At 64.4% G+C, this 16,200-nt stretch carries 13 protein-coding genes and 1 pseudogene; 3 read left to right on the forward strand and 11 right to left on the reverse strand.

Annotated elements, in window-relative coordinates:
• Positions 1-2: 2 nt before the first annotated feature.
• Together M3A49_RS02390 and M3A49_RS02395 are read right to left on the reverse strand one after the other, a co-directional pair.
• Entirely contained in the window at positions 3-1,109 is a 1,107-nt protein-coding gene (locus tag M3A49_RS02390; protein WP_254352725.1) for an ABC transporter permease, read from the reverse strand.
• Between the two features lie 66 nt (positions 1,110-1,175).
• The gene (locus tag M3A49_RS02395; RefSeq protein WP_266227355.1) at positions 1,176-2,804 is read right to left on the reverse strand and encodes an ABC transporter ATP-binding protein; all 1,629 of its coding nucleotides are present in this window, start codon (positions 2,802-2,804) and stop codon (positions 1,176-1,178) included.
• A gap of 254 nt (positions 2,805-3,058) precedes the next feature.
• Between M3A49_RS02395 and M3A49_RS02400 the strand changes: the two genes are divergently transcribed.
• Positions 3,059-3,991, forward strand: coding sequence for a LysR substrate-binding domain-containing protein (locus M3A49_RS02400; protein WP_254352727.1), 933 nt, complete (start codon positions 3,059-3,061; stop codon positions 3,989-3,991).
• 71 nt (positions 3,992-4,062) lie between these two features.
• Here the strand turns inward: M3A49_RS02400 and M3A49_RS02405 are convergent, their stop codons facing one another.
• Entirely contained in the window at positions 4,063-5,472 is a 1,410-nt protein-coding gene (locus M3A49_RS02405) for an 8-oxoguanine deaminase (protein WP_266227356.1), read from the reverse strand.
• 579 nt (positions 5,473-6,051) lie between these two features.
• Here M3A49_RS02405 and uraH point away from each other — a divergent pair.
• Positions 6,052-6,405, forward strand: a complete 354-nt coding sequence (gene uraH / locus M3A49_RS02410; RefSeq protein ID WP_133186714.1) for a hydroxyisourate hydrolase — start codon at positions 6,052-6,054, stop codon at positions 6,403-6,405.
• A 214-nt stretch (positions 6,406-6,619) separates the two neighbouring features.
• Positions 6,620-7,813, forward strand: a complete 1,194-nt coding sequence (locus M3A49_RS02415) for a urate hydroxylase PuuD (RefSeq protein ID WP_254352729.1) — start codon at positions 6,620-6,622, stop codon at positions 7,811-7,813.
• 394 nt (positions 7,814-8,207) lie between these two features.
• Here the strand turns inward: M3A49_RS02415 and M3A49_RS02420 are convergent, their stop codons facing one another.
• The 8 genes and pseudogenes from M3A49_RS02420 to ldcA form a co-directional block, all read right to left on the reverse strand.
• Positions 8,208-8,732 carry an ureidoglycolate lyase gene (locus M3A49_RS02420; protein ID WP_266227357.1) on the reverse strand — a complete coding sequence of 175 codons (525 nt, stop codon included), beginning with the start codon at positions 8,730-8,732 and terminating at the stop codon, positions 8,208-8,210.
• A gap of 18 nt (positions 8,733-8,750) precedes the next feature.
• The gene (alc, locus tag M3A49_RS02425) at positions 8,751-9,761 is read right to left on the reverse strand and encodes an allantoicase (RefSeq protein ID WP_266227358.1); all 1,011 of its coding nucleotides are present in this window, start codon (positions 9,759-9,761) and stop codon (positions 8,751-8,753) included.
• 81 nt (positions 9,762-9,842) lie between these two features.
• On the reverse strand, positions 9,843-10,364 hold the full coding sequence (gene uraD / locus M3A49_RS02430) for a 2-oxo-4-hydroxy-4-carboxy-5-ureidoimidazoline decarboxylase (protein ID WP_266227359.1): 522 nt from the start codon (positions 10,362-10,364) through the stop codon (positions 9,843-9,845).
• A complete protein-coding gene (gene puuE, locus M3A49_RS02435; protein WP_266227360.1) occupies positions 10,361-11,320 on the reverse strand; it encodes an allantoinase PuuE in 960 nt (319 codons plus the stop codon). Before puuE ends, uraD begins: the two co-directional genes overlap by 4 nt.
• Before the next feature lie 145 nt (positions 11,321-11,465).
• Positions 11,466-12,367: pseudogene (locus tag M3A49_RS02440) on the reverse strand (aspartate/glutamate racemase family protein).
• Between the two features lie 37 nt (positions 12,368-12,404).
• Positions 12,405-13,919, reverse strand: coding sequence for an NCS1 family nucleobase:cation symporter-1 (locus tag M3A49_RS02445; protein WP_254337581.1), 1,515 nt, complete (start codon positions 13,917-13,919; stop codon positions 12,405-12,407).
• 299 nt (positions 13,920-14,218) lie between these two features.
• Complete coding sequence (locus M3A49_RS02450) at positions 14,219-14,941, reverse strand: GntR family transcriptional regulator (RefSeq protein WP_266227362.1); 723 nt, start codon at positions 14,939-14,941, stop codon at positions 14,219-14,221.
• Between the two features lie 309 nt (positions 14,942-15,250).
• Positions 15,251-16,177 carry a muramoyltetrapeptide carboxypeptidase gene (ldcA, locus tag M3A49_RS02455; RefSeq protein ID WP_266227363.1) on the reverse strand — a complete coding sequence of 309 codons (927 nt, stop codon included), beginning with the start codon at positions 16,175-16,177 and terminating at the stop codon, positions 15,251-15,253.
• Positions 16,178-16,200: the final 23 nt, after the last annotated feature.

Raw genomic sequence — 16,200 nt, forward strand, 5'->3', positions numbered from 1 at the left:
GGTCAGTTCGCAACCGCGACCGGATGACGGCGGCGCACGCGATAGTTTACGAAGAGGTCCGCGCCGAGCAGGCAGAACAGCAGCAGCCCCTGGAACACGCCGGAAAGCGCCTGCGGCAATTGCAGCGATGTCTGCACGGCTTCGCCGCCCAGGTAGAGCAGCGCCATCAAGAGGCTTGCGAGCACGATGCCGACCGGGTGCAGACGCCCCACAAACACGACGATGATCGCCGTGAAGCCGTAGCCCGGCGACCACGTCGCCTGCAGCTGGCCGATGGGGCCGGCAATCTCGCCCATGCCCGCCAGGCCCGCGAGGCCGCCGGACAGCAGCAGCGAGGTCCAGATCGTCTTTTTCTCCGAAAAACCCGCATAGCGCGCCGCGAGCGGCGCGAGCCCGCCCACGCTCATGCGATAGCCTGCGAAGCTGCGGCGCATGAAGAGCCACACGAGCGGAATGGCCGCGAGCGTCAGGAAGATCGATGCGTTCACGCGCGTGCCGCGCAGCCAGTGGATGCGCCAGTCGCCGCCGAAGGTCGGAAAGAGCGCGTCGCCGCTGAACATTTCGGAGAGCGGAAAGTTCATGCCTTGCGGGTCGCGCCACGGACCGCTTACGAGCCAGATCAGCAGTTGCGTGGCGACGTAGGTGAGCATCAGGCTCGTGAGGATCTCGTTGGTGTTGAAGCGGCTCTTGAGCCACGCGGGAATCGCCGCCCACGCCATGCCGCCCAGCACGCCCGCGAACATCATCAGGAAGAGGATCCACCAGCCCGTGGCTTGATCGAAATGGATCGCCACGCCGCTCGCCGCGATGCCACCCAGCACCATCTGCCCTTCCGCGCCGATGTTCCACACGTTGGCGCGATATCCCGCCGCGAGACCGAGCGCGATCAGGCATAGCGGCGAAGCCTTGAGCAAGAGCTCGGACCAGCCGTTGATGCTCGAAAGCGGTTCGATGAAGAACGCGTGCATCGCCTGCAAGGGATCGCGGCCCACGAGGCCGAAGATCAGGAAGCCGATGGCGAGCGTGAGCAGCGCCGCAATCAGCGGCACGGCGATGCGCACCGTGCGCGACGGCGTCGTGCGGGCTTCGAGTCGGTACGGGAAGATCATGGTCGTGAAGTCGCTGGTCGGTCTCGGGTGGTCGATGTGCTTGCGCGTGTTGTTATGGGTCGCCTGTCACGCGTTCGCCACGGTCTGCGCGGGCGGCTCGCCGTCAGGCCTGCCGCCGCCATCTCCGCGGTCGGCGCGCTCGCCGAAGAGGCCCGCCATCCAGCGGCCGATTTCCTCGGCGTTCGTCTCGCCGGTCAAACGCGCCGGCGAAAGGCGTCCGCCCGCGAGCACGGCAATGCGGTCGCAGATGTCGAAAAGCTCTTCCAGTTCTTCCGAGATCACGAGTATCGCCACGCCGCGAGCCGAAAGATCGAGCAACTGCTGGCGAATGAATGCGGCCGCGCCCACGTCCACGCCCCAGGTGGGCTGCGCGACCACGAGCACCTTCGGCGCCTGGAGAATCTCGCGCCCCACGATGTACTTCTGCAGATTGCCGCCCGAGAGGCTTTGCGCGAGCGCGTCCGGACCGCCGCAGCGCACATCGAACGCGCCGATGCAGCGCTCGGCGAACGCGCGCATCGCGCCGGTCCTGAGCCAGCCCGAGCGCACCATGCCTTCGCGGTGTGCCGTGAGCAAGGCGTTTTCGGCAAGCGACATGGCCGGGACGGCACCGCGCCCCAGCCGCTCCTCCGGCACGAACGCGAAGCCGAGCTTGCGGCGCGCCCCGGCCGAAAGGCGTCCCGCGGGCTTGCCGCAAATCCTGACGGCATCGGCGCTCACTCCATGACGGGCCGCTTGCGCCTCGCCCGAGAGCGCGGCGAGCAATTCCGCCTGGCCGTTGCCCGAGACGCCGGCGATACCGAGTATCTCGCCCGCATGCACGCTGAACGAAACATCGTTGAGCGAGGTGCCGAACGGATCGTCGCTCGGCATCGACAGATGCTGCGCTTCGAGCAGCACGTCGCCGGGCGCGTGCGCGCGCCGCGTGTAGTCGGGCAGTTCGCGCCCAACCATCAACCGCGCGAGCGACGCATGCGTTTCTTCGCGCGGTATGACGCGGCCCGTGACCTTGCCGCCGCGCAGCACGGTGGCCGTGTCGCAAAGCGCCTGGATTTCGTCGAGCTTGTGGCTGATATAGAGAATGCTGCAGCCTTCGGAAGCCAGTCGCCGCAGCGTGCCGAACAGCTTGCGCACCGCTTGCGGCGTGAGCACCGAGGTCGGTTCGTCCATGATCAACAGACGCGGATTCTGCAGCAGGCAGCGCACGATCTCGACGCGCTGACGTTCGCCCACCGTGAGGCTATGCACATGGCGCTGCGGATCGACATCGAGGCCGTATTGCGCCGACACCTCGCGAATCCGCTTGCCGAGCGTTTTCAGGTCGAACGGTTCGTCGAGCGAGAGTGCGATGTTTTCGCCGACGGTAAGCGTTTCGAACAACGAAAAATGCTGGAACACCATGCCGATGCCGAGCTTGCGCGCCGCAGCCGGACTCGCAATTTCGACGGCCTGGCCTTCCCAGCGGATCTCGCCCGCGTCCGGCCGCACCGCGCCGTAGACGATCTTCATGAGCGTGCTCTTGCCCGCGCCGTTCTCGCCGAGCAAGGCGTGGATTTCGCCAGGCGCGACCGAGAGCGTGACATCGTCGTTCGCGCGCACCGCCGGGTACTGCTTCGTGATGCCGGCAAGCGCGAGGCGCGGCACACCACTGCCGTCTTGCGCACGCGATGCCTGACGTGAAGAAGAATCACCCATGGAGGTTCCGCCGATGTACGTTATTGCTGTCTGTTAACCGTTTGACGCTGGCCGCCGCGCGCCGCCGTGCGGGGGTGACGATACCTGTTAGCCCTGCGAAGGTCGAGCCGCCAAAAATCGCTGTTGCCTCGCTGCACGGGCGAAGCGGCGCGAGCCTCGGGGTAAGCCTTGCTTGACGCCACTTTTTGTCCATATTAAAAACGATATACTCCCAAGCCTCATCGATCAGCCAGAACATATAATTCGGAGAATTCATGAGTCAGCAACGCGAGGCGATCGACACGTACCTCTTGCGCGTCTTGCACACGCTTCTGATGGAGCGCAGCGTGACACGCGCGGCCGTCAAGCTCAATCAGTCCCAGCCCGCAATCAGCGCGGCGCTTCGGCGCCTGCGCGACATCACCGGCGACCCGCTCCTCGTGCGCGGCAAGTCCGGCATGGTGCCGACCGAGTACGGCCTGCGCCTGCTCGAACCCGTCCAGAACGCGCTGCGCGAGATCGAGCGCATCCGCTTCCAGCAGCACAATTTCGATCCGGCCACCTCCATCCGCTGCTATCGGATTGGCTGTCCTGACTATCTGAACGTCCTGTTCGTACCGACCGTGGTCGAGCGCTTTCGCCAGGCCGCGCCCAACGCCACGCTCGAATTTCACTCGCTCGGGCCTGCGTTCGACTACGAGCTCGCGCTCGAGGAAGGCAAGCTCGATATCGTCATCGGCAACTGGCCCGAGCCGCCCGAACAGCTGCATCTCTCGAACCTGTTCGTCGACCAGATCGTCTGCCTGATGAACAACGCGCACCCGTTCGCCAAGCGCGGCGGGCTCACGCTCGACCAGTATCTGAACGCGCCGCATCTCGCGCCCACGCCCTACTCCGTGGGCCAGCGCGGCGCCATCGACGTACATCTCGCGCGCGAGCGCCTCAAGCGCCACGTGGTCGTCACGCTGCCCTACTTCAATCTCGCGCCCTACGTGCTCGTGAAGTCGGACCTGGTCTTTACGACCACGCGCCTTTTCGCCGACCACTATGCGCGGTTCTTGCCGCTCACGGTCGTGCCCGCGCCGCTCGACTTCCCGCCGATGCAGTACTACCAGTTGTGGCACGAACGCTGTCATTACTCGGACGAAGTACGCTGGTTGCGCAGCCTCATCGCCGAAGCGACGAAAACGCTGATCGACAAGCCTTGAGTTGCACGGCCGCACGTTGCGGCGGCCGCTTGACCTGATCAACACACCTGAGCGTTGCGCGCTTGACTGCCTCAGCGCGCCATCTGCACGAGCTGTGCCGCGAGCCGGTTATGCCGCTCGATGACCGGCCCAAGCTCCACCGTCTGCAACACGCCCTCCTTCACGACCACGCGCCCGCCGATCACGCTCAGCGCGACCTGTGAGGGTGCGCAGAAGACGAGCGCGGCGACCGGGTCGTGCAGCGCGCCCGCGAAAAGCGGCTGGCGCAGGTCGAAGGCCACGAAGTCGGCCGCCATGCCGGGTGCGAGCGCGCCAATGTCGTCGCGGCCCAGCACCTGGGCGCCGCCGAGCGTCGCGATTTCGAGCGCCTCGCGCGCCGTCATGGCGTCCGGGCCGAAGCCCACGCGCGCGAGCAGCATGGCCTGGCGCGCCTCGGCCACCATCTGCGCGCCGTCGTTCGACGCCGAGCCATCCACGCCGAGGCCGACCGGCACGCCAGCGAGCCGCATCTTTTTCACGGGCGCGATGCCCGAGGCGAGCCGCATGTTCGAGCACGGGCAATGCGCGACGCCGGTGCCGGTCCGGCCGAACAAATCGATGCCGTGGTCGTCGAGCTGTACGCAGTGCGCATGCCACACGTCGCGGCCCACCCACCCGAGATCCTGTGCGTATTCGGCGGGCGTCATGCCGAACTTTTCGCGGCTGTAAGCAATGTCGTTGACGTTCTCGGCGAGATGCGTGTGCATCGACACGCCGTAATGCCGCGCGAGCACCGCCGATTCGCGCATCAGGTCGCGGCTCACCGAGAACGGCGAGCAGGGCGCCACAACGACGCGCAGCATCGCGTACCGGCCCTCGTCGTGATACGTCTCGATGAGGCGCTGTGTGTCGGCGAGAATCGCGTCCTCGCGCTCGACCACGGCATCGGGCGGCAAGCCGCCGTCTTTCTGGCCGACGCTCATGCTGCCGCGGCTCGCGTGAAAGCGCATGCCGATGTGTTGCGCAGCGCGAATGCTGTCGTCGAGGCGGCTGCCATTCGGATAGATGTACAGATGATCGCTGGACGTCGTGCAGCCCGAGAGCAGCAGCTCCGCCATCGCGGTGAGCGTGGAGACCTCGATCATCTCGGGCGTGAGGTTCGCCCATACCTTGTAGAGACTCGTGAGCCAGCCGAACAGTTCGGCATCCTGCGCGGCCGGCACGGCGCGCGTGAGGCTCTGGTACATGTGGTGGTGCGTATTGACGAGCCCCGGCGTCACTAGGTGGCCGCTGGCGTCGATCACCTCGTCTGCCGTGGCGGGCAATTCCGCCGTCGGGCCGACCGCGACGATGCGGTTGCCTTCGACGTAGAGGCCGCCGCCGCGAATCTCACGGCGCGCGCCATCCATCGTCACCAGCATGTCGGCGTTTTTCACCAGCAACGTCTTGCCAGGCTTTTGCGGGTCTTGCGGGTTTTGCCGCTGTGCGAGTGTGGGTTCCATCGTCCTTATTCGCTCCGTTGTCGTGCCGCCGCGAGCCTTGGCCCTTCCTTCGGACTCGCGCACGGCGTGTGAACCAGACGCCCTCGCCTCGCCGGCCGGACTCGCCGGTCGCCCAGGCGCCCGGTGCCGACGCGTCCCGACGAGGACGCCGCTGGCCCGGTTACCCGGCGTCCACCGCCGTCTTCGGGACGCGCAGCACGCGCTGCGCATGGCCTCTACGATCCGCAACCAAAATAGTCGTGGCAATTCGCGCCACTGCGATACCCACATTTACACCACGCATATAAAGGTCGATTTTTGGCGTCGCTACGATACAAACAAGGGTCGCCTGAATCCAGGGCGCAATGAGCGACAGGCACCCAGGGCTCACCCTCATGCGCGTAGCTTTATCTTTCCTATCGCTCGCGCGCGCCGGGTGCGATCGTTCTTAAAATGCGTTCACGGCGCTCGCTTCGATCCGCCGACGGGTATGTAGCCACTGACGTGGAGCCTCGATCCGCCGCAATGCATCATGCATGGGATCGGGGGCTGCCGCTGAAACCTCGCAATCGCACCAGGCACTCACAAGGAAAACTGCGAATGGGCAAGCTGACTACCCACGTGCTCGACACCGCGAACGGCCGTCCCGGCGCGGGCATCAAGGTCGAGCTCTTTGCGCTCTCGGGCGACGCGCGCCGCGCGCTCAAGACCGTCACCACCAATGACGACGGCCGCTGCGACGCGCCGCTGCTCGAGGGCGAAGCACTCGCCAAGGGCGAATACGAACTTGTGTTCCATGCCGGCGACTATTTCGCCGCTCTCGGCACGAAGGTGCCCGAGCCGCGCTTCGTCGACCGCGTGGTGTTGCGCTTCGGCATCGCCGACGCCGGTTCGCACTACCACGTGCCGCTACTCGTTTCGCCGTGGTCGTACAGCACCTATCGGGGCAGCTGAGCGGGCCCTGGGCGGCCACCGCAATACATTCTCATAGGGCATTCCGGGCGATCTTCTAGCCCGGGTCATCAAGCCCAAGGACATACGAACAACAACGGCAGCGCAGCAGCGCAAGGGTCGTCCAGCGGCACCGACGCTACGCAGCGCGCTCATACCCCGCAGTTAGCGCGTGCGTTCAGGCGCGCGCGCAATGCATCAGGACTGGAGACGTTTCATGGAAGGCTTTATTACCGATTGGCTGAACCTCGCGCTGCGCTGGTTCCACGTCATCGCGGCGATCGCCTGGATTGGCGAGTCGTTCTATTTCGTCGCGCTCGACAACAGCCTCAAACCGCCCACGGACCCGAACCAGCGCCGCCGCGGCGTGTTCGGCGAGCTGTGGCACGTGCACGGCGGCGGCTTCTACAACATGCAGAAGTACACCGTGGCGCCGCCTGAAATGCCCGACGACCTCCACTGGTCGAAGTGGCCGTCGTACACCACATGGCTGTCGGGCGCGTCGCTCTTCACGGTGCTCTACCTCATGGCGCCGAATACGTATCTCATCGACAAGAACGTGCTCGATATGGGCCCGGTCGTCGCGATCTTCTCGGCGCTCGGTTTCCTCGCCGCGGGCTGGATCGTCTATGACTCGCTGTGCCGCGTGCTCGGCACGAAGGACAAGCTGCTGGGCGTGTGCGTAGGCATCTATGTCGTGATCGCGGCCTACCTCGCGTGCCACATTTTCTCGGGCCGTGCTGCGTACCTCATCATGGGTGCGATGCTCGCGACGATCATGTCGGCCAACGTGTTCTTCGTCATCATCCCGGGCCAGCGCAAGATGGTCGCCGCGATGCTCAAGGGCGAAGTGCCGAATCCGATCTACGGCAAGCGCGGCAAACAGCGCTCGGTGCACAACACCTATTTCACGCTGCCCGTGGTGTTCGCGATGCTGTCGAACCACTACGCGATGACCTACGCCCACGCCTACAACTGGGCCGTGCTCGTCGTGATCATGCTGGCCGGCGCGCTGATTCGCCAGTTCTTCGTGATGCGTCATCGTGGTCAGCAGCTCTGGTATCTGCCGATCGGCGGCGTGGCACTGATGTTCGTCGCGCTAGTTTGGACGCTGCCGCGTCCGGTCGTGCCGCAGGCCGAAGCCGCGAACGCGCCGTCGCTGAGGGTTTCCGATATCCAGCCGATCCTGCAGCAACGCTGCGCATCCTGTCACTCGGCCCATCCGACGCTGATGGGTGCCGCACCCGCAGGCGTGATGTTCGATACGCCCGATGAGATTTCGCAGAACGCACAACGCCTGTATCAGCAGGCTGTGACGCTCAAGGCGATGCCGCTAGGCAACGTCACGCACATGACCGACGACGAGCGGCAGAAGATCGCGATGTGGTTCCAGGGCGGCGCGAAGCAATGACGGTAGCTGGCAGCGCGATTGGTTTGCATCGCGCTACGTGAGTTGCGACGGGAAGGACCCGAAGTGCGATGCGCTTCGGGTCCTTTCTCTTTTGGTACGGTTTCTTTGCTGAAGAGCTTGCGCGTTGGGCGGCGATGCGCAGGTGCGCATCACCCAGTCAGGCGCCCACCGAACGTATGGAACGTGTATGACGCGAGCCTCGCCAACTGGCCCGCTCGAAGCAATGAAGCATCGAGCGGCGCACACAGCCATGCATGACTCGCCAAGCTTTAACGCGCCCTGAGCAGCCGGCTCGACCTGGACCACCACCGTACTTCATCCGCCAGACGCAAAAAAGCCACGGTCTCGACCGTGGCTTTTCCAGCTGATACGGACTGCTGCGTAATTTCCTGAATCAGCGCGTCGCTGCCTTCATCGCGTCTTCTGTCAACCAAAATGACTCCGCCAGATCCTGCTCGTTGAGATTGAGCCCGTCTCCACCTCGATCGACGACGATGAAATCGCTCACCTCGCCCAACGCGATCAGCGGATGATGCCAAACGCCCTTCGCATAATTCACGCCCTGCCAGCCGCGCGAAACGAAAGCACGAATCTGCGTGACGTCCAGCTCGCCCGCCGGCGCGACCACCACCAGATACGGCTTGTCGTTGAGCGGCACGAACGCCTGGCTGCCCAGTGGATGCCGTTCGAGCATCTTCACTTCGAACGGCAGCTCCCGCGGCTGCCCGCGAAAAAGATTCACGAGCGTGCGGCCGCCCTGGTCGGTCACATCCACGTTCGCGAGATCGTGAAAGCGGATGGTCGTGCCCAGATTGATCGGAATCTGCTTCGCGCCCGCGAGCTCGATCACATCGCCGAAGGGTGCGAACGCCTCGGGCGTGAGCGGCTCGATGGTCAGCGTCGTCCTTGTTTCACTCATGATGGCCTCGTCAGCGTATCAGGCGAGCGTGCCCCAGAGGCGTACACGCGAAACGCCGCCGTCCGGGATGATGTTGAAGCGCACATGCGTAACCGGGCCGAGCGCCGCGAGCTCGCTTTCGTAGTAGTGCTGCTTGTCCATCTGCAGCTTCTGCTCGCCGAGCAGCACCGGCCAGAACATGGCCTGGGTCACGAGCGAACTGTCCGTGCCGCCCACCACGCGCGCGGCCTGGAACGAGCAGCGGTCGGGGTAGTTGCCCTTGAAGTGCGCCGTATCGACTTCGATCTTCTTGATGATGCCCGGCTGCGCGAGCGCGATGATCGCCCAGTCGTTGCCCGGTTCCCGGCGGCGGCGCGTTTCCCAGCCGTCGCCCATGTTCATACCGCGGCCCGGCATGAGCAGCGTGGAGGCCATGCCAAAGTGCTGGTTGTTCGCGCCAACGAGGTACGCGCCGTTTTCCATCGCGGCCAGGTCGAACATTTCGGTGCGGCTCGCGCCCGCCCAGTCCACCTGCGGCTGGCCGTACACGCGCAGACGCGCGATGCCGCCATCGGGATAGATATTCACGCGCAGGTGCGTGTACGGCTTGTCGCTGGACACTTCCACGTAATGGTGGCTATTGCCGTTCAACGACGTCGAGGGAACGATCTCCGTCCATTGTGTCGTGGCAGTGGGTGCGCCATCGGGCACATACGCGCCCTCCACCGATGCCGCCGGCGGGTAGTTGCCCGTGAAGTGGCTCGTGTCGATATCGAGGCCCTTGATGACGCCGGGGCGCGCGAACTTCACGATGCACCAGTCGTAGCCGGTCGTGCGCTTGCGGCGCGTTTCCCAGCCGTCCATCCACTTGCCGTGTTCGTCGTACTTGCCCGGAATAAAGACGGCCGGCTCCGGATTGAGCATGCGATCCTTCGGTGCGAAGAAGTCGTCGCTCGCCTCGAGCGCCTGCGCGCCCAGGCGCGGGTCCGCGAGATTCACGAAGCGGCGCGTGAAATCGGGGGCGTTGGGGTCGAGAGTCGGGAGTGCCATCGTTGTCTTCCTTCGTGTCTTTTCTGTAGATCAAAACGGCGCTGCACCCCCTCGCGAAAAGCCGGCGGGCGCATCGCCACGTTACGCGTCGATCAGCTCGTCCAGCCTGAAGCGCGCAATGCGGTAAATCTGGTCGAGGCTCGCGCGCAATTCATCGGTGCGGCTGTTGTTCACGCGCGCCTCGAAGTTGGCCATGATGCCGTGGCGGTCATAGCCGCGCACCGCGAGAATGAATGGGAATCCGAACTTCTCGCGATACGCGCCATTGAGCGCGAGCAGCTTGTCGAACTCTTCCTGCGTGCACTGGTTCAGACCCGCGCCGCTTTGCTCGCGCGTGGATTCGGCGGTCAGCTCGCCGCGCACGGCGGCCTTGCCCGCAAGCTCCGGGTGGGCGTTGATGAGCGCAAGCTGCTGCACCTCGCCCGAGGTTTCCACGGCCTGCGACATGGTGCGATGCAGCGCGTCGATGCTCGCAAACGGGCGCTGCTGCGCGGCCGCAGCGGCGACCCAGGGCGAGTGCTCGAAGATGCCTGAAAGCGCCGCCACGAAGGCGTCGACCGAGGCTTGATTCAGCTGTTCGAGGGTGTAGTGCATTGCCTTCATGCGGCGGCCCCGCGGTGGTCGTTCTGCTGCGGTTGATAGGGATGATGTTCGCGCCAGTGCCGCGCGATGTCCACGCGGCGCGTGACCCACACGTGCTCGTGCTTTTCGATGTGATCGAGAAAGCGCTGCAGCGCGCGAAAACGCCCAGGGCGCCCGAGCAGCCGGCAGTGCATGCCGATCGAGAGCATCTTCGGCGCTTCGTCGCCTTCCTCGTAGAGCACGTCGAATGCGTCGCGCAAATAGGTGAAGAAGTGATCCGCCGTGTTGAAGCCCTGGGGCGAAGCGAAGCGCATGTCGTTCGTGTCGAGCGTGTAAGGCACAATCAGTTGCGGCGCCGACTTGCCGCCTGTGACCTCGACGTCCATCCAGAACGGCAGGTCGTCGCCGTAGTAATCGGAGTCGTAGAGGAAGCCGCCATACTCGGCCACGAGGCGATGCGTGTTCGGGCTGTCGCGCCCCGTGTACCAGCCGAGCGGGCGCACACCCGTCACGCGCTCGATCGCTTCCATGCCGAGCTTAATATGCTCGGCCTCTTTGGCCGGCGAAACGTCCTGGTAGTGAATCCATCGATACCCGTGGCACGCGATCTCGTGACCCAGCTCGACGAACGCGCGCGCGACTTCGGGATGACGCTCGATCGCCATGCCCACGCCGAACACGGTGAGCGGCAAACCGCGCTTTTCGAATTCGCGCAGGATGCGCCACACGCCCGCGCGCGAGCCATATTCGTAGATCGACTCCATGCTCATATGGCGCGCGGGATACGCTGCGGCGCCCACGATTTCGGAGAGGAACTGCTCGGAGCCGGGGTCGCCGTGCAGCACGCAGTTTTCGCCGCCCTCTTCGTAGTTGAGCACGAACTGCACCGCGACGCGCGCCTGGCCGGGCCAGTTGGCCTGCACCGGATGCCGGCCATAACCGATCAGATCGCGGGGATATTGGGGATCGAGTGGCATGCTGGTCGAATCAATCGAATAGAGAGGATGAAACGAAATATCCGCGCAACGGCGAGGCGCCGTGAAGCGGCCGCCGGCGCTGCTTTGCGAGGCCTGGCGGACGGTCCGCGCAACCTGCTTACAGGACCGGACCAGTGTAGCGAAATCACCCGTACGCGCCCATACGCACGCTCAGATAGTACGGGTCAAGCGAGGTGTATGTGGCCGCCCGATTCGGCGTCACCCGGGCGGCCAGCTCGCTTTGCACGCGTTGCGCGTTTACCCGTAGCGCAGCGGCCGCACGGGCGGCGGCGTTTCCGTGACCGGGGTTGGATTTACCGGGCTGAATCGCGCGAATTCGCCGTCGTAACGCTTGGCGAGCGGCCGTGCGAAGTCGCCGCGCTTGGCGGTCGTGAGGCGCAGCGCGATGAGCGCCTCCACCCACTTCACGGCGGCCGTCACGCCGTCGACCACCGGCACGCCGAGTGCGTCCTCCACCTGCGCGCACAAGCTCGTCATGCCCGCGCAACCGAGCACGATCGCGTCCGCGCCATCTTCTTCGAGCGCGCGGCGGCACTCGTCGACAATCGCGCGGCGCGCGGCCGATCCCGGTTCATCGAGTTCGAGCACGGCCACGTCGATCGCGCGCACGTTGCGGCAAAAACGCGTCATGCCATAGCGCTCGGCAAGGTGCCAGGCCATGGCGCGTGTGCGCGAGAGCGTCGTCACGACGGAGAAGCCCGGCGCAAGCACGCTCGCCGCATGCATCGCGGCTTCCGCGATGCCCACGACGGGCCCGCGCGCCAACTCGCGCGCCGCGTAAAGGCCCGGGTCGCCAAAGCACGCGATCACGTAGCCGTCGAAGCCTTCGCGCTCGCCCGCCTCCACTTCGGTGAGCAGACCGGGCGTGGCGAGCGCCTCGTCGTAATAGCCTTCGATCGAGGGCGGGCCCATCGTCGGGCTCACCGCAACCACCTCCGTGCCCGGTGCGATCACGTCGCGAGCGCACTGCTCCATCGCGGAGGTCATACGCTGCGTGGTGTTCGGATTGATCAATTTGATGCGCATTTCGGTTCCTTCGTCGATGCCTGGCTTTGCGTGAAGCTCATGCGTTTGCGCGAGCGCGTTCGCCCATCGTGAGCGCGCGATAGAACAACGCGCTGAGCGCGGCGCCAATGAACCAGGTGAAGTTCGCCGCGCCGCCGAGCGAAGGCACCATCACGCAGAGAATCGCGATCACCGCTGCCGGCAGCAAAGCCGATACCGCGCGCCAGTTCACGCCGTTGCGATACCAGTACGCCCCCTTCGGCGACACCGAGTAGAGATCATCTACGGCAAGACGTCCGCGCTTCACGAGATAAAAATCGACGATCAGGACACCGTACAAAGGCCCGATGAAGGCGCCAAGCACGTCGAGCGTGTAGTGAATCACAGCCGGGTTGTTGAAGAGATTCCACGGCGTGATGAAGATCGAGGCCACGGCGGCGAGCATGCCACCCGCACGCCAGCTAATGAGCCGCGGCGCGACGTTGGAAAAATCGAACGCGGGCGAAACGAAGTTCGCGACGATGTTGATGCCGATGGTCGCAATCGTGAACGTGAGCGCGCCGAGAATCACAGCGGTCGGATGATCGATGCGGCTGACCGTTTCGACGGGATCAGTAATCAGTTCTCCGAACAGGGGGAGCGTAGCCGACGTCGTGATGACCGTGACGAGCGAGAATGCGAGAAAGTTGACCGGCAGCCCCCAGAAGTTGCCCTTATGAACGCTCTTGAGCGACTTGCCATAGCGCGAAAAGTCGCCGAAATTGAGCATCGGACCCGAGAAATACGACACCACGAGCGAGATCGCTGTGATCATCACGGGAATCACTTCGGTACCGTGATATTTCACCTGGCCAAGATTCAGGCCGATGTTGTGCCAGCCCGCGCGATACACCATGTAGCCCGCGAGCGCGAACATCACGACATAAACCGCCGGCCCCGCGAAGTCGATGAACTTCTTGATGGTCTCCATGCCGTTCCAGAACACGAACGCCTGAAGCACCCAGAGCGTCATGAAGCCGGCCCAGCCTATCGCGGAAAGCCCGAGCATGCCGTGCTTGTGCACGTCGGCGTAAGGCATGAGTTGCGGAACGAACTTGAGCACGACGATCACGAGCGCGCTCGAAGCGAGATAGGTCTGGATGCCGTACCACGCTACGGCGATGAGACCGCGAATCACGGCGGGAATGTTGGCGCCGAGCACGCCGAAGGTGCCGCGACACGCCACCGGGTACGGCACGCCGTGACGCTGGCTCGGCCGCGCGATCAGGTTGCAGAGCACATTGACGATGGAGATGCCGACGATCAGCGCGACGAGCACTTGCCAGCTCGTGAGGCCGAGCGCGAAGAGGCTCCCCGCGAACACATACCCGCCGACGCTATGCACGTCGGACATCCAGAACGCGAAGATGTTGTACGCGCCCCAGGTCTGCTCCTTGAGCGGTGCAAGGTCGTGGTTGTAGAGCCGCTCGCTGTAGCCGGCCGGCAAGCGCAGATTATCTGCGGACTCGCTGCTTTCGCCGGATTCGAAGTTGGGCACTGCCGGACTGCCAGGTGACGCGCTGAACTGAGCCATGATCCGCTCCTTGGATGGATATGCCGACGGAAAAAAGACGCCTGAACGCCTCGAAACGCGTGCGTACCGCCGCTGGACGCGGCCGCCGCGATATCCCCGAATGGTCTGGCCTTCGCAGGCACCGCGCCGGTCGCCGCTTGCGGGCGCCCTGTAACGCTGTGCTTGTTCGAGCCGTACGCATGCCCTGCATGCGCCCCACTCCATCCTTTTCAGCCGCGGCGGCCACCGTTCGGAGTGGTCCACCGCGCTTTACTGCAATCCTTTACTTCAATCCGTTCCAGTGCCGCGCCAGAAGCGCATCAGCGTGCAAGCGAGGTCGCCTCACGAGCGCTGAACACTTCCTGCAAGTCGACCGAAGCGCCAGCCGGCCGGTCGAGCATCCTGAGCTCGACACCCTGCAAATGGCGCACCATGAGGTCGACGGCGGCTTGCTCGTCGCCGGCCTCGAGCGCCGCGAGAATCGCCTCGTGATCGTCGAACGAACACGGACTGCGTCCCGGCGATTCGTAGAGCGCTGAAATCAGCGTCGAGCGCGCCACGAGCCCGCCCAGGCAATCGCACAGCACCGTATTGCCGGTGAGCGTGGCCAGCGACGTATGAAACTCGCCCGAAAGGCGGATCCACGTCGGAAAGTCGCGCCCCTCAAAGGCCTTGCGCTCGCGCCTGATCGTCTCGCCGATGGTCTTCAGCCGACGGCTGCTGTGCTGCGCGCTGCAGATGCGCCCCACCACTGCCAACTCGATGATCCGCCGCATCTCAAACACCTCGTGCACCTCCTGGAGCGACGGGCTTGCGACGAACGCGCCACGATTGGGCTCCAGATCCACGAGATGGTCCTTCGCGAGCAGCGCGAGCGCCTGGCGGATCGGGCCACGCTTCACGCCGAATACTTCGCACAACTGCGCTTCAGTCAACTTCGCGCCGGGCGGCAGCCGGTGCTCGAGAATCGCGGCGCGGATTCGCGCGGCGATTGCCTCGGGCTTCATGCCGGTTGCTTCGGCGTCGATATCGGTCTTTCGCATGGCTCGGGTCTCTATGGTGGGTATCCTAGGGTGGACATAAATATTGTCAACAATTTTGTGGGCGAACCTGGGGAAGATCCCCACCTGCGCGTCGGCTGCCACATGCCTCTTATCGGTGAAACGCGCTTTATTTCGGGGAATTTAGCACCTGCATGGTGATTCGTCGCCCCAATCCGGTCACATTTTTTGTCAACAATTTAGAGAAGAAGCGTTGACGTGAACATTGTCTGATGCCGTCCGGAATTGGCCGTTAGTTGCATAAGACTCCATGAAAAAAGCGCCCGGAAGCGCTTCTGTGCCAGTGCGAAATCAACCCAGATGCGGATACCCGCTCACGGTCAGCTCGAAACCATGTGCGGTGGTGGTCAGCTGCGCCGGCGCGCCCATCGGCAGCGTGACCATATCCGGAATATGGCCGAACGGCAGGCCCGTCACCACCGGAATGCCGACCACGGCACGCACCTGCTCGACCATTTCGCGCAGATCGAAGCCGTTGTCGTAATCGAACTGCTTGTGGCCGATGAAGTCGCCCAGCACCAGGGCTTGCTGGCGAGCAAGAATGCCGGTTAGATGCAGCTGATAAATCATGCGCTCGATGCGGAACGGCTGCTCGTTCACGTCTTCGACGAACAGGATGCCGCCCTCGACCGGCGGCAGGTAAGGCGTGCCGATCAACGAAGTCAGCACGGCCAGATTGCCGCCCCAGAGCGTGCCCGAAACATTCGTCGACTGGGCCTGCGGCGCATTCACCTTGAGCGTGTATTTCGGTTTCGAGAGCGCGTCCCAGAAATGATGCATCGTGAAGCTGCTGAGGCTCTCGGCGCCGAAGTCGCTGCAGAGCATCGGACCGCCGAATGTCGTGAGCCCGGCGCGCGCGAGCAGCGCAAGCTGAATGGCGGTGAAATCGCTATGCCCCACGAACGCAATGGGCTGATCCGTCAAACGCCGTTGCAGTCCGTCGTAATCGAGACCGTGCAGGATGCGCACCGCGCCGTAGCCCCCGCGCACCGCGAGTACGATGTCCGGCAGCTCGCGCGACGGGTCGGCGAGGCGATTAAGTTCGGCCGCGCGCTGGCCATCCGTGCCGGCAAAGCGCTGATAGCGCCGCTCGGTCGCCTGCACGCCGTCGACGTGATGGCCTTGCGCCCGCAACCGCGCAAGCGCGCGGTGCACCGCTTCCTGGTCATGCGGATAACCGGACGGTGCGATCAGTTCAATGGTGCGATGAATGGTCATGTCGAATTCGATTCAACCGTGAG

Origin of the sequence: Paraburkholderia sp. CNPSo 3076 (genome assembly GCF_026343935.1) — a bacterium.
Classification (GTDB): Bacteria; Pseudomonadota; Gammaproteobacteria; order Burkholderiales; family Burkholderiaceae; genus Paraburkholderia; species Paraburkholderia nodosa.

What these genes read in the sequence shown, in the direction of transcription:
- alc (WP_266227358.1), bottom strand. Translation starts at nt 9,761, where the DNA reads ATGGCACTCCCGACTCTCGACCCCAACGCCCCCGATTTCACGCGCCGC.
- M3A49_RS02420 (WP_266227357.1), bottom strand. Translation starts at nt 8,732, where the DNA reads ATGAGTGAAACAAGGACGACGCTGACCATCGAGCCGCTCACGCCCGAG.
- M3A49_RS02405 (WP_266227356.1), bottom strand. Translation starts at nt 5,472, where the DNA reads ATGGAACCCACACTCGCACAGCGGCAAAACCCGCAAGACCCGCAAAAG.
- ldcA (WP_266227363.1), bottom strand. Translation starts at nt 16,177, where the DNA reads ATGACCATTCATCGCACCATTGAACTGATCGCACCGTCCGGTTATCCG.
- M3A49_RS02400 (WP_254352727.1), top strand. Translation starts at nt 3,059, where the DNA reads ATGAGTCAGCAACGCGAGGCGATCGACACGTACCTCTTGCGCGTCTTG.
- puuE (WP_266227360.1), bottom strand. Translation starts at nt 11,320, where the DNA reads ATGCCACTCGATCCCCAATATCCCCGCGATCTGATCGGTTATGGCCGG.
- M3A49_RS02390 (WP_254352725.1), bottom strand. Translation starts at nt 1,109, where the DNA reads ATGATCTTCCCGTACCGACTCGAAGCCCGCACGACGCCGTCGCGCACG.
- M3A49_RS02395 (WP_266227355.1), bottom strand. Translation starts at nt 2,804, where the DNA reads ATGGGTGATTCTTCTTCACGTCAGGCATCGCGTGCGCAAGACGGCAGT.
- uraH (WP_133186714.1), top strand. Translation starts at nt 6,052, where the DNA reads ATGGGCAAGCTGACTACCCACGTGCTCGACACCGCGAACGGCCGTCCC.
- M3A49_RS02415 (WP_254352729.1), top strand. Translation starts at nt 6,620, where the DNA reads ATGGAAGGCTTTATTACCGATTGGCTGAACCTCGCGCTGCGCTGGTTC.
- uraD (WP_266227359.1), bottom strand. Translation starts at nt 10,364, where the DNA reads ATGAAGGCAATGCACTACACCCTCGAACAGCTGAATCAAGCCTCGGTC.
- M3A49_RS02450 (WP_266227362.1), bottom strand. Translation starts at nt 14,941, where the DNA reads ATGCGAAAGACCGATATCGACGCCGAAGCAACCGGCATGAAGCCCGAG.
- M3A49_RS02445 (WP_254337581.1), bottom strand. Translation starts at nt 13,919, where the DNA reads ATGGCTCAGTTCAGCGCGTCACCTGGCAGTCCGGCAGTGCCCAACTTC.